Here is a 14,821-nt window from a genome sequence, read left to right as displayed (position 1 = left end):
GGCCACGTGCCGGCATGGTGGGTCACCGGTCCTGCTGGAGTTCCTCCAGGGAGGCGCCGTTCAGGATCCGTGCCACGTTCGTCGTGTGGTCGTCGGTCACGAGTTTTCGCGCCAGGTCGTCCAGGCCGGGGAAGTCGCCGAAGCGGGTCTGGAGGAAGAGTTCCATCGAACGGACCAGTCCTTGCTCGCGTCCTTCCTCGCGTCCGCGTTCCCGGTTTTCCTGGGCGATCTCGCGGCCGGTCTCGGTTTCTGCCAGGTTGAATTTCATACTCTTGCTCCTCAACGCGTTGACTACTTGAGCTGCGATGGTGTGCTCGGCGAGCATGCTCAAGTCGATCAGGACGAGTCGTTCTTCGGGGTTGGTCAGTTCAGCGATCCGGTCGGCGACCCGGTCGGCTACGTCGGGTGGGCGCCGGCTCGACCAGAGGGCGAGTGGGGCCAGGGGGCTGCGCAGTAGCGTGTCCGGGTCGAGGTCGTCGGGGACGTTCACCGAGTGGTATTCCAGGCGCAGGTGATCGCGCTGGAAGGAGCCGGGGTAGCCGCCGCCGGCGGGCCACACCACGGTTTGGTGGATCCGGTGGTGTGGCTCCTCGTATCTGCTGGCCAGTCCGGCCCAGTAGGCCACCATCCTGACTTGGAAGTCGTCGGTCCCCCGATGCGCTGGATGGCATGCGACAACTGTACGCTCGTCAGCTGTCGCGCGACAAGGGGTGGTGGTGTGCTGGACTCGGCAGGTCGCGGACGGCCTGCCGGTGATCACGCCACCACCGCCGGCCCATTCCTGCCTCGTCGGAGCACCGCACCAGCTCAACGACCGGCGCCCATGAGTCAAGAGACGGAACCGAGCCCGCGCGGCTGCCGGATCAGGGGCGGCGGGCGAAGACGTGGGTGAGGGCCGCGACGCCCCGATAGGGATCGGTGGAGCCGGCTCGGGTCTCGGCGTCCAGGATGTGGTTCAGCTCGGTGGCGGTGGGCAGCGGTGCGTCGTCGGCGGCGGTGTCGGTGAAGACCCGCACGCCATACCAGGCGAACACCTCGAGACCGCGGCCGGTCAGGGCCGCGGTGAGCTCGGCGCGCCGGTCGGCCCGGGCCGTGATGCCCAGCCGGTTCCCGTACGCCGTGGTGTCGAAGGCCGCCACCGCCGTCGCCCAGTCGCCCCGCAGGCCGGGCCGCATCGCCAGGCCGTCGCCGTTGCGCACCAGCAGGGACAGGATGCCGCCGGGAGCGAGCATCCGGGCGAGGTCGGTGAGCATCGGACCCGGAGCCGCGAAATACATCAGCAGGCCGTGGCAGAGCACCACGTCGAAGCAGCCGGGCGAGAACGTCCCGGCGAGCCGGCTCGCGTCCGCGTGAACCACCTGCACCCGGTCGCGGACCGGCGCCGGCTCGTGCTCCAGTGCCCGGCGCAGCTCGGCCAGCATCTCCGCCGAGGAGTCCAGCGCGGTCACCTCGAACCCGAGCCGGGCCAGCCGCAGCGCCTGGCTGCCCTGGCCGCATCCGACGTCGAGGACGCGGGGCGCGTCAGATCGCAGATGCGCGGCCAGCTGCCGGGCCACCACCTCCTGGCGCACGACCTGGCGCAGGGTGCCGAGCTGGGCCAGCCAGGTCTTCTCGCCGGGGGTGAAGGTGCTCGTCATGGTGTGTTGCTCCTTTCGGGGAACGAACGTCGCTGGGCGTGGGTCAGCGGGCACGTGGATTGGCCCGGCGGGTGGGGACGGCGGTGGTCGGGTCCTCGGGCCAGGGGTGGCGTGGGTAGCGGCCGCGCATCTCGGCGCGGACCTGCGGATAGCCCTGCTGCCAGAAGGAGGCGAGGTCGCTGGTGACGGCGACCGGCCGGCCGGCCGGGGAGAGCAGGTGCAGCAGGACCGGGATCCGCCCGTCGGCCAGGCGTGGAGCGTCCCGCCAGCCGAACGCCTCCTGCACCTTCACCGCGAGCACCGGCGCGACCGGATCCGTGTAGTCGAGCCGGATCTGCGAACCGCTCGGCACCGGCAGCCGCTCCGGGGCGACCTCGTCGAGACGGCCCGCCACCGACCACGGCAGCAGCCGGCGCAGCGCCGAGGCGACGTCGATTCTCGCCAGGTCACCGCGGCGCCGGGCGGAACCGAGGTCCAGCCACTCCTCGGCACGGCCGAGCAGCGCGCTGTCGGAGACGTCGGGCCAGGGGTCACCCAGCGCCGCGTGGGCGAACGCCAGCCTGGCCCGCAGCTCCTCGGCTGCCCGGCTCCAGGTGAGCAGGCCCAGCCCGGTGGTGCGCAGACCGGTCAGCAGCGCGTCGCGCAGCGCGGCCGGATCGGGATCGGTCAACCGGGCGCCGGCCAGGGTGATCGCACCGAGCCGGTGCACCCGGCGGGCCACCACGTCGCCGTCGATCCAGCCGATCTCGGTCTCCTCGCGGAGCAGTGTGCCGGCCACCTCGCGTGCGGTCCCCTCGTCGAGCGGCGCCGCGCTGCGGATCCGGGCGGTCCGCGCCCCGGCCGTCCGGTCGGCGGCCGCGACCGCCAGCCAGGGCGAGCCGGCCAGCGCGCTGTCGGCGGGCAGGTCGGCCGCCGTGCCGCCGGCCATCAGGTAGGACCGGCCGCCCGGCTCCCGGGCCCGGGCCACCCGCTCCGGGTAGGCGAGCCCGACCACCAGCCCGGTGGCCAGGTCGTCCGGGATCCTGGTCGCCCCCTCGGCCCTCGCCACGGGACGGGCGGCGGGTGACTCCGTGGCGGGCTGCTCGACGGCGGCGGTCAATCGGCGTACCTCGGAGCGCCAACCGGAATCGCCGGCGGCCCGGGCCCGTCGCACGGCCGCGACCAGGTCGTCGCCCGCGGATCGGGGATCGTCGAAGACGGCGATGATCTCGGCGGCGCGGCGGGCGCCGACCAGGGCCGCGCCGTCCAGCAGCGCCCGCGCCAGCCGGGGATGCAGGCCCGCGCCGGCAAGCGCCCGCCCGCGCGCTGTCACCCGGCCCTCGGCATCGACAGCGCCGAGATCGCGCAGCGTCGTGGTCGCCGCCCGCAACGCGCCCGGCGGTGGCGGATCCGGCAGCGCCAGACCGCCGCCGGTGGGATCACCCCAGAGGGCCAGGTCGAGCGCGAAACCGGTCAGGTCGGCCGCCGTGATCTCCGGCTCCGGCTGGGCCGGCAGCCGCTCGTGCTGCGCCTCGGACCAGCACCGATAGGCCCGTCCGGGCGCCTCCCGGCCGGCCCGGCCGGCGCGCTGCGTCGCCGACGAGCGGGACACCGGCACTGTCACCAGCGCGCCCAGGCCGCGTGCGTGATCCATCCGCGGCACCCGGCTCAGCCCGCAGTCGACCACCGCACGCACCCCGGGCACGGTGAGGCTGCTCTCCGCGATCGCGGTCGCCAGCACCACGCGACGGCGCGGCCCGGGCCGCAACGCGGCGTCCTGGGTCGTCCCGGACTGGCGGCCGTGCAGCGACAACACGTCGGCGTCGACACCGCGCAGCCGGGTCGCGACGGTGTCGATCTCCCGGGCGCCGGGAAGGAAGACCAGCACGTCGCCGTCGCCCTCGGCGAGTGCCCGGCGGGTGGTGGCGGCCACGTGATCGAGCAGTTTCGGATCGACGCGCAGACCGTGCGGCGGGGCGACCGGGCCGGGCGGTGGCGTCCAGACCATCTCGACCGGATGGGTGCGGGCGGTCGCCGTGAGCACCGGCCCGCCGAGCACCTCGGCCAGGCGCTCGGCGTCGGCGGTGGCCGACGTCGCCAGCAGGCGCAGCTCGGGACGGAGCACGCCGCGCACCTCGGCGAGGAAGGCGAGGGCGAGGTCCGAGTCGAGGTGTCGCTCATGGCACTCGTCGAGGACCACCGTCGTCGTACCGGAGAGGTCCTGGTCTCGCTGCAGCCGGCGGACCAGCAGGCCGGTGGTGACCACCTCGACGACGGTGCGGCGGGAGACGCGGCGCTCGCCGCGCACCGCATAACCCACCCGCTCGCCGACCGGCTCGCCGAGCAGCGCGGCCATCCGCCGGGCGGCGGCTCGTGCCGCGACCCGGCGTGGCTCCGCGACGACCACCCGGCCGGCGTCGGCCGCGCCGGCCAGGGCGAGCGGGACCAGCGTGGTCTTGCCGGTGCCCGGCGGCGCGACGAGCACTGCCGCGCCGGACTCGGACAGCGTGGCGGTCAGCTCCGGCAGCAGGGCGCGGACCGGGAGATCGGGGAGGGCGTCGGCGGGGATCAGCACGCGCCCAGTCTTGCCCATCCCACCGACAACTTTCCGGGCCCTGTGGACAGCCGGGCGTTGTCCACAGGGCCGCCGATCGGCAGTGTCCCGGCCCGCGGTTCGTGGCAGGGTGGCCCTGTTAATTCTTCGCTCCGCCGGTGCCCGTGGCGGACGCGGCCTGCTTGACTGATCGACACGGAGAAGGGGTGAGGCGATGAGCGCGGTGCAGGTGTTCAACGCGCTGCCGGCCGACCACCTGCGGGAGCAGTTGCTGTCCTGCCTGGCCGCGCCGGCCTGGGGTGCCGGGATCGTCGCCGACCGGCCGTTCCCGGACCGGTCCGCCATCGTCGCCGCGGCCGACGCCGCGGCCCGCGCGTTGAGCTGGGACGAGGTGCTGCAGGGCCTGTCCGCGCACCCGCGGATCGGCGAGCGTGCGGCCGGCCCGTCGCGCGAGGCGGCCTGGTCCCGCGCCGAGCAGTCAGCCGCGGCCGGGAGCGCCGACGACACCACGAGGGCCGCGCTGATCGAGGCCAACCGGGCGTATGAGGAGCGGTTCGGCCATGTCTTCCTGATCTGCGCGAGCGGCCGCAGCCAGGCCGAGATCCTGGCCGCCGCCCGCGAGCGGCTGGCCAACGACGTGGCGGCCGAGCGGGCCGTCGTCGCCGACGAGCTGCGCAAGATCGCCGGATTGCGGCTGGAGCGGGTGCTCGATGCCCTCTGACGGCACTACTGCCCAGTTCCACGCCCGGATCTCCACGCACATCCTGGACACCGTCACCGGTGACCCGGCCGGCGACGTCTACGTGCGGCTGGAGCGCCGCGACGCGGACGGCTGGCGGACCGTCGCCGAGGGCCGCACCGACGGCGACGGACGCCTGCGCTATCAGGTGCCGGTCCGCGACTGGCAGGCCGGCGGTTACCGGCTGCTGTTCTACGTCGAGCCCTACCTCGGTGCGGAGTGCTTCTTCCCGGAGATCACGGTCGCCTTCCACGTCCACGACCCGGAGCGTCATTACCACGTGCCGTTGCTGCTCAGCCGGTACGGCTACACCACCTACCGAGGGAGCTGAAATCGTTGGCGATCGTGCTCGGACCGCATCGTTACGGCAAGGCGGAGACCCGGCTGGTGCGTGTGCACCGCGACGGTGACACGCACGGCCTGGTGGATCTCAACGTCAGCATCGCCCTCGCCGGCGACCTGACCGCCACCCACCTGACCGGCGACAACTCCGCCGTGCTGCCGACCGACACGATGAAGAACACGGTGTACGCGTTCGCCAAGCGGCACGGCGTCGGCGAGCCGGAGGAGTTCGCCCTGCTCCTGGCCCGGCACTTCGTGCGGACGCAGGGCCAGCTGGACTCGGCGCGGGTGTCGATCGAGTCGTTCGCGTGGGACCGGCTCGGCCCGCACTCGTTCCAGCGCCGCGGCGACCACACCCGCACCACCGTGGTGACCGTGACCCGGGCGGCGACCCAGGTGGTCTCCGGCCTCACCGGCCTGGTCCTGATGAACACCACCGCCTCGGAGTTCCACGGTTTCGTCAAGGATCGGTACACCACGCTGCCGGAGACCACCGACCGCATCCTGGCCACCGCTGTGGACGCGAAATGGCGGCATCTGAGCGACGAGGCCGACTGGGGCAAGTCGTTCCAGGGCGCCGTCGACGCGATGACCACCGCGTTCGTGAACACGTACAGCCTGTCGCTGCAGCAGACGCTGATGTCGATGGGCACCCTGGTGCTGGCCAAGCGGCCGGAGCTCGCCGAGATCCGGCTCGCGCTGCCGAACAGACACCACTACCTGGTCGACCTCTCCGCCTTCGATCTGGCGAACGAGAACGAGGTGTTCATCGCGGGTGACCGGCCCTACGGACTGATCGAGGGCACGGTGACCCGCGACGACGCGCCCCCGGCGACGGCGGAGTGGTACCAGTGATCGTCATCGAGAACGCCACCGTCGCGACCGTCGACGCGGCGGGCACCGAGTACACCCACGGCCACGTCGTCGTCGGCGACGACGGCCGGATCGCCGCCGTCGGTTCCGGCGAGCCGGACCCGGGGCGCGATGTCCGGACGGTCGACGGCTCCGGCTGCCTGGTGACGCCCGGCCTGGTCAACACCCACCACCACCTCTATCAGTGGGCGACCAGGGGACTGGCGCTCGACGAGACCCTGTTCGGCTGGCTGACCACGCTCTACCCGATCTGGGGCCGGCTGGACGCCGAGATCGTCGGTGCCGCGGCCGGCGCCGGGCTCGGCTGGCTGGCCCTCTCCGGGTGCACCACCAGCATGGACCACCACTACGTCTTCCCCCGCGACGGCGGTGACGTCCTGGAGGCCGAGATCCGGGCGGCGGAGCGGGTCGGGCTGCGCTTCCACCCGACCCGCGGCTCGATGGATCTCAGCCGTAAGGACGGCGGGCTGCCGCCGGACCACGTGGTCGAGGACACCGACGAGGCGCTCGCCGCGACCGAGGCCGCGATCGACCGCTGGCACGACCCGTCGGCGGACGCGATGCTGCGGATCGCCGTCGCGCCGTGCTCGCCGTTCTCGGTCACCACCCGGCTGATGGAGGAGGCCGCCGTGCTGGCCCGGCGCAAGGGCGTACGGCTGCACACCCACCTCGCCGAGACCGACGACGAGGAGGAGTTCTGCCGCCGGCGGTTCGGCTGCACCCCGGTGGAGTACGCGGAGGGGGTCGGCTGGCTCGGCCCCGACGTGTGGCTGGCGCACGGCGTGCACCTGGACGACTCGGCGATCGCCAGGCTGGGCGCGACCGGGACCGGGGTGGCGCACTGCCCGAGTTCCAACGCGCGCCTCGGTGCCGGCCTGGCCCGGGTGCGCGAGCTGGTCGACAACGGGGTACCGGTCGGGCTGGGCGTGGACGGCGCGGCCTCGCAGGAGGTCTCGCATCTCGGCGCCGAGCTGCGGCAGGCGCTCTACACGGCCCGGCAGCGCGGCGGGCCGAAGGCGATGGACGCCCGGGAGGCGCTGCGGCTCGGCACGATCGGCGGGGCCCGCTGTCTCGGCCGGCAGGACGATCTCGGGTCGATCGAGGTGGGCAAGCTCGCCGACCTGGTGATGTGGCGGCTTGACGGGCTGGGCCACGACGGCATCGACGACAAGGTGGCGGCGCTCGTCTTCGGGCCGCCGGCGCGGGTCGAGCTGGCGCTGGTCGGGGGCAAGCCGGTGGTCGAGCGGGGTGAGCTGGTCAACGCGGACGAGGAGACGCTGACCAGGGAGGCGCGGCGGGCCCATCGCCGCCTGATGACAACGGAGCGTCAGTGATGGATGTCCATCGCGTGACGGGCACATATCAAGTGTGATCTTCTTGGCTCTCCTGACCACTGACGTATGCCGGGAGCGCCACTACGCTACGCGGGAGTAACCACACCGAGAGGAGCCGTCAACGATGACCGAGATCCTGTCCGATGAGGCCGTGGCGTTCGTCGCCGACCTGAACCGGCGGTTCCGGCCGCGCCGGAACGAGCTCCTCCAGGCGCGTGCCGCCCGGCGGGCCGAGATCGCCGCGGGAGCCAGCCTGGGCTTCCTGGCCGAGACCGCCGACATCCGCGCCGCCGAATGGACCGCCCCGCCCGCGCCGGCCGACCTGCAGGACCGCCGTGTCGAGATCACCGGCCCGACCGAGCGCAAGATGACCATCAACGCGCTCAACTCGGGCGCCAAGGTGTGGCTGGCCGACCTGGAGGACGCCAACACCCCGCACTGGTCCAACGTGGTCGACGGCCAGCAGAACCTCTACGACGCGATCCGGCGGACCATCTCGCTGGAGACCGAGAAGAAGACGTACGAGCTCAACGGCGGGCCGTACCCGACCATCGTGATGCGCCCGCGCGGCTGGCACCTCGACGAGCGGCACCTGCCGGTGGACGGCGAGCCGGCCGTCGGGGCCCTGGTCGACTTCGGGCTCTACTTCTTCCACAACGCCAAGGAGCTGCTCGAGCGCGGCAGCGGGCCGTACTTCTACCTGCCTAAGATGGAGTCGCACAAGGAAGCCGCGCTCTGGAACGACGTCTTCACGTACGCCCAGGAGAAGCTCGGCATCCCGGTCGGCACCATCCGCGCCACGGTGCTGATCGAGACCATCCCGGCCGCGTTCGAGATGGAGGAGATCCTCTACGCGCTCCGCCCGCACATCTCGGGACTCAACGCCGGTCGCTGGGACTACCTGTTCAGCATCATCAAGTACTTCCGCGACAACCCGCGGATGATCCTGCCGGACCGCGCCGCCGTCACGATGACCGCGCCGTTCATGCGTGCCTACTCCGAGCTGCTGGTCTCCACCTGCCACCGGCGCGGCGCGTTCGCGATGGGCGGGATGGCCGCGTTCATCCCGAGCCGGCGCGACCCGAAGGTCAACGAGATCGCGCTGGCCAAGGTGAACGAGGACAAGGAGCGCGAGGCCGGCGACGGCTTCGACGGCTCCTGGGTGGCCCACCCCGACCTGGTCCCGGTCTGCCAGGCGATCTTCGACCGGGTGCTCGGCGACAAGCCGAACCAGCTGTCGAAACTGCGTCCCGACGTCGCCGTCGACGCCGCCGACCTGCTCGACGTCGCGGCGCTGGACGCCCAGGTCACCGAGGCCGGCCTGCGCAACAACGTCAACGTGGCCCTGCAGTACCTGGAGGCCTGGCTGCGCGGCAACGGCGCGGTCGCGATCCACAACCTGATGGAGGACGCCGCCACCGCGGAGATCTCCCGGTCGCAGATCTGGCAGTGGATCCACAACGGGGTGAAGCTGCCCGACGGCACCCCGATCACCGCGGAGCTGGTGAGCCGGATCGAGGACGAGGAACTGGCCAAGATCACGGAGGCGGCCGGCGAGGGCGGTCGCTTCGAGGACGCCCGCAAGCTGTTCGAGCGGGTGGCCCTCGCCGACGACTTCGCCGACTTCCTCACCACCGCGGCCTACGAGTCGATCGACTGAGCGAGCCGAGCCGCTGAGGTGGCGGGGCGGTGACCGACCGCTGCCGAGGCGACCGGGACACGAGGAGCGAGGATGCGCCTGTCCGATCAGGATCACACCGAGATCGACCGGCGCCTGGCCGCCCACGACGCGTTCCTCCGGGCTCGATACCCGGGGGAGCGTGCCGGGCGGCAACCCGTGCACACCGTCTACCTCCCCGCCGACAAGCTCGACGGGTTCCGCGACTGGGGCACCATCGCCCTGGCCGCGATGGACGAGCACGACTTCCCCTGGCCCGACCCGGCGATCCGCGCCAAGCTCGCTCGCGAGCCGATCGAGGACCTGCGGGTCGACTTCGAGGACGGGTACGGCGTCCGCGACGACGACCAGGAGGACGCCGCCGTCCGCAAGGCCGCCGCGATCCTCCGCGACGGCTCCCGGCCACCGTTCCTCGGGATCCGGATCAAGTCGCTGGAGGCCGCCACCCGGCGCCGCTCGCTGCGGACCCTCGACCTGTTCCTGGAGTCCTTTCCGGACTCCTTCACCATCACCCTGCCCAAGGTCAGCGGTACCGATCAGGTCGCGGCGATGGTCGCGGTCTGCGAGAAACTGGAGTCGGCGTACGGCCTGAACGCCGGCGCCCTGACCTTCGAGATCCAGGTCGAGTTGCCCTCGGCCGTGCTCGCCGCGGACGGCTCCGCCACCGTCGCCCGGCTGATCACCGCGGCCGCCGGGCGCTGCACCGGCCTGCACTACGGGACGTACGACTACAGCGCCGCCGCCGGGGTGGCCGCGGCGTACCAGTCGATGGAGCACCCGGCCGCCGACTACGCCAAGGCGGTGATGCAGGCGGCCGCCGCGCAGACCGGCGTCCGGCTCAGCGACGGCTCCACCAACATCCTGCCGGTCGGCGACCGGGACCGGGTGCACGCCGGCTGGCAGCTGCACCACCGCCTGGTCCGCCGTTCCCTGGAACGCGGCTTCTACCAGGGATGGGACCTGCACCCGGCGCAGCTGCCCAGCCGTTACGCGGCGACCTACGCGTTCTTCCGGGACGGGCGGGACGCGGCGGTCACCCGGCTGCGGCACTACCTGGACCGGCGGGACAGCGGGATCCTGGACGAGCCGGCCACCGCCCGCGCCCTCGCCGGTTATCTGCTGCGCGGCCTGGACTGCGGCGCCCTGACCGACGCGGGCTTTCCCCGGGAGCGGCTCACCACACTGGTCTGAAGAGGCAGAACGTGCGACATCCGGGCCTGTCGAATCACCGATGACCTCGAACCGGGGCTCGCGAAATACGTACAAGTCAGCATCAGCCGGCGACAGAGAGCCGGGACCGCCGGGAGGCGATGAAGGTGCGACACGAACCGGTCCGGGCCTGGTACGCGCCCTGGAAGAAACGATGCTCCTGCGGGTGCGGCTGGTACCCGTGCCCGGACGCCGCGACCGCCCCGCCGCCGGCGGTCACCCGGAGCCTGCACCTGGGCGACGAGTGGGACGACGAGTGGGACGACGACACGCACGACGGCCGGGTCGAGCACACCCGGGAGCGTCCGTCGTGGGAGTGCCGGTCGTGCGGGTGCGCGTGGCCGTGCGAGCCGGCGCGCGCGATCCTGGCCGCCGAGTCGGATCGGGTGTCGCTGGCGCTGTACATGTCCGGGCACCTGGAGCAGGCTGTGGCCGACCTGCCGCGGCGGCCGCCGCACGAGATGTTCGACAGGTTCCTGCGCTGGACGCACGTGCGCCCGGCGCGGCGGAAAGGCCCACCCACGCTGGCCGGCCTGGCCGTGTGACGGCACGAGCCCGGTACGGGTGCCCAGAACGTACCGTCAAGCCTGTCGCAGTTTTTCCTTGAGCCAGCGCGGGCTCGGGTTGACGAAGCCCGCCCCGCCGATGACCACCGTCGGCACTGTCTCGTTGCCGTCGGCGATGCCCCGGACGATCGCGGCGGCCGCCGGGTCCTGCCAGATGTCGACCCACTGGAAGCGGCTCGCCCGCCGGCCGAGAGCGGTGCGCAGGCGCAGGCAGTAGGGGCAGCCGGGACGCCAGTAGATCACCGGGCGGGGCGCCGTGGCGGTGACCGGCCGCGGGAAGTAGAGCGGCGACACCAGGAACGCCAGCAGCAGGAAGAACGCCAGCAGGATCGCCGCACCGCCGATCGACCCCGAGATCAGCTCGCGCGCCGCGAGGAGCACGCCGGCCGCCGCCGCCACCGCGGAGAACCGCCACCGTCGCACCATGATCGGAGGTTAGCGAAGGGCCCCGCCGAAACAAAGCGCGGCTAGGGTCGGACCATGGCGGATCTCGTGGTGCGGTCCCGGCGGACGATCACACCCGGCGGTGCGGTCCCGGCGGCGGTCGTGGTGGCGGGGGAGCGGATCGCCGCCATCCGGCCCTACGACGCCGAGGTCACCGCCGCCGTCGATGTCGATCTCGGGGACACCGTGCTGGCGCCGGGCCTGGTCGACACGCACGTGCACGTCAACGAGCCGGGCCGGACCGAGTGGGAGGGCTTCGCCACGGCGACCCGGGCGGCGGCCGCCGGCGGGGTCACCACGATCATCGACATGCCGCTGAACAGCCTGCCGCCCACTGTCGACGTCGCGGCGTTGCGGATCAAGCAGGCCGCCGCCACCGGTCAGTGCCACGTCGACGTCGGTTTCTGGGGCGGCGCGATCCCGGGCAACGCCGCCGACCTGCCCGCCCTGCACGCCGCCGGGGTCTTCGGCTTCAAGGCCTTCCTCGCCGACTCCGGCGTGCCGGAGTTCCCGCCTGTCGACCGGGAGCAGCTGGCCACCGCGATGGCCGCCGCCGACGCGCTGTTCGTGATCCACGCCGAGGATCCGGAGCGGCTGCGCGTCGCGGCCAGTTCGGCGGCCTACGCCGACTTCCTGTCCTCCCGGCCGGCCGCCGCCGAGCACGCCGCGGTCGCCACCGCCGTCGCGGCCGCCCGCGCCGCCGACCGGCGGGTGCACATCCTGCACCTGTCCGCCGCCTCCGCGCTCCCGCTGATCGAGCGGGCGCGAGCCGACGGCGTGCGGATCACCGCGGAGACCTGCCCGCACTACCTCACCCTGGACGCTCGCCTGATCCCGGACGGCGCCACCGAGTTCAAGTGCTGCCCGCCGATCCGCGACGCGCCCAACGCCGACCGGCTCTGGGCGGCGCTGGCCGACGGCCTGATCACCTGCGTGGTGAGCGATCACTCGCCGTGCACCCCCGAACTGAAACGGCGGGACACCGGGGACTTCGCGGCGGCCTGGGGTGGCATCGCCTCGGTGCAGCTGGGCCTGCCGGTGATCTGGACGGCGGCGCGAGCCCGGGGGTTCGCGCTCGCCGACGTGGTGAGCTGGATGGCGACCCGCCCCGCCGACCTGGCCGGCCTGCCGCACAAGGGCCGGATCGCGCCCGGGGCGGACGCCGACCTGGTCGCGTTCGATCCGGACGCCACCTTCCTGGTCGACCCGTACGCGCTGCACCACCGGAACCCGGTGACGCCGTACGCCGGCCGGACCCTGCACGGCGTGGTCCGTACCACCTGGCTCCGGGGCCGCCCGGTGACCGGTGCCGAACGACACGGACGTCTCCTCGCGAGGGAGGAACGATGAGGGATCTGCCCGACCTGGCGTCCCGGGCCTTCGGCGGCGGCGTGGTGCAGGCGAACGACGAGTTCTTCGCCGCCGCCGACCACCTCGTGCTGCCGCACCCGCCCGGCCACGCGCCGCGGACCTTCGACCAGAAGGGCCAGGTCTACGACGGCTGGGAGACCCGCCGCCGGCGTACGCCCGGCCACGACTTCGCGGTGATCCGGCTGGGCGCGCCCGGCGTGATCCACGGGGTGGACGTCGACACCGCGTTCTTCACCGGCAACTTCCCGCCGTACGCCTCCGTCGACGCGACCTCGCTGCCCGGCTATCCGGGCCCGGCCGAGCTGGCCGAGGCCGAGTGGACCGAGATCCTGCCCCGCTCGGAACTCAAGGGCGACAGCGGCAACCTGTTCCCGGTCGGCGATCCGCGCCGCTTCACCCACGTGCGGCTCAACATCTTCCCGGACGGCGGGGTGGCCCGGCTGCGCGTGCACGGCGAGGTGGTTCCCGACCCGCGGCTGCTGCCGAAGGTCTTCGACGTGGCCGCCGCGGAGTACGGCGGCCGGGTCGTCGACTGCAGCAACATGTTCTACGGCAATCCGCAGCGGATGCTGATGCCCGGCCTGGCGCTGAACATGGGCGACGGCTGGGAGACCGCCCGCCGCCGCGACGACGCCAACGACTGGGTGCTGGTCCGGCTCGCCGCACCGGCCCGGCTGCGCTTCGCCGACCTGGACACCAGCCACTTCAAGGGCAACGCTCCCGGCTGGGCGGCGCTGACCGGGCGTACCGCCGGCGGCGAACAGGTCGAGTTGCTGCCCCGGACCGCCCTGCGCCCCGACACCCCGCACCGGTTCCCGCTGCGCAAGGGCCCGGAGGTGACCCACGTCCGGCTGGACATCTTCCCGGACGGCGGAATGGCCCGGCTTCGTCTGCTGGGGCGCGCCGATCGGGATCACCTGTGGGCGAGAATGAGGCAGTGCCTCGAACCGTGACCCTGGTACTGGTCGATCCGGCCGGTGAGCTGCTCGGCGCGCTGCCGCCGTTCACCGTCGACAGCCCCTGGTGGCAGGAGGTGGCGGAGGTGGTCGCCGGGGCGGGCGCCGACGTCACCGTGCTGCGGTTGCTGCACGCCGACCGGGCCGCGCCACCCGGCGGGCACGTCACCTACCTGGCCGAGACCCGCGACCGGCCGGCCGGGCTGATCCCGCTCGGCGCCGACCTGGTGCCGCACGCCCAGCGCGCGCCGTGGGCCGAGCCGGGCGGGCCGGGCGCCACCCTGGCCTGGGCGTCCGGCGTGCTGGACCGGCTCGGCCTGGGCCCGGTGACCCCCCGCCAGCAGCGGACCTGGAACCTGTCGGCGATCTGGCGGATGGACGGGCCGGACGGGCCGGTCGCCTGGCTCAAGCAGGTGCCCGGCTTCTTCGCGCACGAGCCGGCCGTGCTCGGCCTGGTCGCGTCGGTCGAGCCGGACCTGGTGCCCTACGTTCTGGCGTCCGGGCAGGCCGGCCGGATGCTGCTCGCGCACGTGCCGGGCGAGGACCGGTACGGCGCCGGCGCCGATCTGTGCGAGCGGATCGCCGAGGCCTTCCACCCGGTGCAGGCGCACTTCGCCGGCCGGCTCGACGCGTTGACCGGGGTGCCCGACAAGCGCCTCGACATCGACCGCTTCGTCAACGTGGCAGCGCCCTACCTGGGTGGCATCCCCGGCCTGGCCGAGCTGATCGACGGACTGCCGGCGCGGCTCGCCGACGTCGCGGCGTGCGGGCTGCCGGACACGCTGCTGCACGGCGACCTGCACCCGGGCAACGTGCGCACCGACGCCGGGGACGGCCTGGTCGTCGTCGACTGGGGCGACTCGGCGATCGGCAACCCGGCGTTCGACCTGCTGCGGCTGATCGACGGCCTGGAGACACCCGGCCCGGTGATCGAGGGATGGGCGCGGCGCTGGCGGGCGACGGTGCCGGGCTGCGATCCGGAGCGGGCGGTGGAGCTGCTGCGCCCGGTCGCCGGGCTGCTGTCGGCCGCCACCTACGCCGGTTTCCTCGCCCACATCGAGCAGTCGGAGTGGCCCTATCACGCCGGTGACGTGCCGGAATGTCTCGCCGCCGCCGGAGCGGCCATGTAAACGTACCGT

The 14,821-nt window shown here is 73.2% G+C and carries 14 protein-coding genes; 10 read left to right on the top strand and 4 right to left on the bottom strand.

Annotated features, from left to right (window positions below):
- Positions 1 to 22 precede the first annotated feature (22 nt).
- From Actob_RS34470 to hrpB, 3 genes are all read right to left on the bottom strand, one after another.
- Positions 23 to 625: a hypothetical protein gene (locus tag Actob_RS34470; RefSeq protein ID WP_284916083.1), complete on the bottom strand. Its 603-nt coding sequence runs from the start codon at positions 623 to 625 to the stop codon at positions 23 to 25.
- Positions 626 to 863: 238 nt separating this feature from the next.
- On the bottom strand, positions 864 to 1,637 hold the full coding sequence (locus Actob_RS34465) for a class I SAM-dependent methyltransferase (RefSeq protein ID WP_284916082.1): 774 nt from the start codon (positions 1,635 to 1,637) through the stop codon (positions 864 to 866).
- 43 nt (positions 1,638 to 1,680) lie between these two features.
- Entirely contained in the window at positions 1,681 to 4,185 is a 2,505-nt protein-coding gene (gene hrpB / locus Actob_RS34460; protein WP_284922438.1) for an ATP-dependent helicase HrpB, read from the bottom strand.
- Between the two features lie 199 nt (positions 4,186 to 4,384).
- Between hrpB and uraD the strand changes: the two genes are divergently transcribed.
- The 7 genes from uraD to Actob_RS34425 all read left to right on the top strand — a co-directional run bounded on the left by uraD (position 4,385) and on the right by Actob_RS34425 (position 10,890).
- On the top strand, positions 4,385 to 4,891 hold the full coding sequence (gene uraD, locus Actob_RS34455; RefSeq protein WP_284916080.1) for a 2-oxo-4-hydroxy-4-carboxy-5-ureidoimidazoline decarboxylase: 507 nt from the start codon (positions 4,385 to 4,387) through the stop codon (positions 4,889 to 4,891).
- A complete protein-coding gene (gene uraH, locus Actob_RS34450; RefSeq protein ID WP_284916079.1) occupies positions 4,881 to 5,240 on the top strand; it encodes a hydroxyisourate hydrolase in 360 nt (119 codons plus the stop codon). Before uraD ends, uraH begins: the two co-directional genes overlap by 11 nt.
- A gap of 14 nt (positions 5,241 to 5,254) precedes the next feature.
- The gene (pucL, locus tag Actob_RS34445; RefSeq protein WP_284922437.1) at positions 5,255 to 6,106 is read left to right on the top strand and encodes a factor-independent urate hydroxylase; all 852 of its coding nucleotides are present in this window, start codon (positions 5,255 to 5,257) and stop codon (positions 6,104 to 6,106) included.
- Positions 6,103 to 7,458 (top strand): 8-oxoguanine deaminase, encoded by a 1,356-nt coding sequence (locus Actob_RS34440; protein ID WP_284916078.1) that lies wholly within the window; start codon positions 6,103 to 6,105, stop codon positions 7,456 to 7,458. Before pucL ends, Actob_RS34440 begins: the two co-directional genes overlap by 4 nt.
- A 124-nt stretch (positions 7,459 to 7,582) precedes the next feature.
- Complete coding sequence (gene aceB / locus Actob_RS34435; RefSeq protein WP_284916077.1) at positions 7,583 to 9,118, top strand: malate synthase A; 1,536 nt, start codon at positions 7,583 to 7,585, stop codon at positions 9,116 to 9,118.
- Between the two features lie 72 nt (positions 9,119 to 9,190).
- Positions 9,191 to 10,327: a DUF6986 family protein gene (locus Actob_RS34430; RefSeq protein WP_284916075.1), complete on the top strand. Its 1,137-nt coding sequence runs from the start codon at positions 9,191 to 9,193 to the stop codon at positions 10,325 to 10,327.
- Positions 10,328 to 10,452: 125 nt separating this feature from the next.
- Positions 10,453 to 10,890, top strand: a complete 438-nt coding sequence (locus Actob_RS34425; RefSeq protein WP_284916074.1) for a hypothetical protein — start codon at positions 10,453 to 10,455, stop codon at positions 10,888 to 10,890.
- Between the two features lie 36 nt (positions 10,891 to 10,926).
- Here the strand turns inward: Actob_RS34425 and Actob_RS34420 are convergent, their stop codons facing one another.
- The gene (locus Actob_RS34420) at positions 10,927 to 11,337 is read right to left on the bottom strand and encodes a glutaredoxin domain-containing protein (protein WP_284916073.1); all 411 of its coding nucleotides are present in this window, start codon (positions 11,335 to 11,337) and stop codon (positions 10,927 to 10,929) included.
- A gap of 54 nt (positions 11,338 to 11,391) precedes the next feature.
- Between Actob_RS34420 and allB the strand changes: the two genes are divergently transcribed.
- From allB to Actob_RS34405, 3 genes are read left to right on the top strand one after another with little or no spacing between them, the layout of a single operon-like run.
- On the top strand, positions 11,392 to 12,705 hold the full coding sequence (gene allB / locus Actob_RS34415; RefSeq protein WP_284916072.1) for an allantoinase AllB: 1,314 nt from the start codon (positions 11,392 to 11,394) through the stop codon (positions 12,703 to 12,705).
- Positions 12,702 to 13,679 (top strand): allantoicase, encoded by a 978-nt coding sequence (gene alc / locus Actob_RS34410; RefSeq protein ID WP_284916070.1) that lies wholly within the window; start codon positions 12,702 to 12,704, stop codon positions 13,677 to 13,679. The genes allB and alc overlap by 4 nt, the downstream gene beginning before the upstream one ends.
- Positions 13,664 to 14,812 (top strand): aminoglycoside phosphotransferase family protein, encoded by a 1,149-nt coding sequence (locus tag Actob_RS34405; protein WP_284916069.1) that lies wholly within the window; start codon positions 13,664 to 13,666, stop codon positions 14,810 to 14,812. Before alc ends, Actob_RS34405 begins: the two co-directional genes overlap by 16 nt.
- Positions 14,813 to 14,821 lie beyond the last annotated feature (9 nt).

The sequence above is a fragment of the Actinoplanes oblitus genome, assembly GCF_030252345.1.
In the GTDB taxonomy this organism is placed as follows: domain Bacteria; phylum Actinomycetota; class Actinomycetes; order Mycobacteriales; family Micromonosporaceae; genus Actinoplanes; species Actinoplanes oblitus.
This window is presented reverse-complemented; position numbering and strand designations above follow the sequence as displayed.

Coding starts and splice junctions, on each gene's coding strand:
- allB (WP_284916072.1), top strand. CDS start 11,392: ATGGCGGATCTCGTGGTGCGGTCCCGGCGGACGATCACACCCGGCGGT.
- Actob_RS34465 (WP_284916082.1), bottom strand. CDS start 1,637: ATGACGAGCACCTTCACCCCCGGCGAGAAGACCTGGCTGGCCCAGCTC.
- uraH (WP_284916079.1), top strand. CDS start 4,881: ATGCCCTCTGACGGCACTACTGCCCAGTTCCACGCCCGGATCTCCACG.
- Actob_RS34430 (WP_284916075.1), top strand. CDS start 9,191: ATGCGCCTGTCCGATCAGGATCACACCGAGATCGACCGGCGCCTGGCC.
- Actob_RS34420 (WP_284916073.1), bottom strand. CDS start 11,337: ATGGTGCGACGGTGGCGGTTCTCCGCGGTGGCGGCGGCGGCCGGCGTG.
- aceB (WP_284916077.1), top strand. CDS start 7,583: ATGACCGAGATCCTGTCCGATGAGGCCGTGGCGTTCGTCGCCGACCTG.
- alc (WP_284916070.1), top strand. CDS start 12,702: ATGAGGGATCTGCCCGACCTGGCGTCCCGGGCCTTCGGCGGCGGCGTG.
- uraD (WP_284916080.1), top strand. CDS start 4,385: ATGAGCGCGGTGCAGGTGTTCAACGCGCTGCCGGCCGACCACCTGCGG.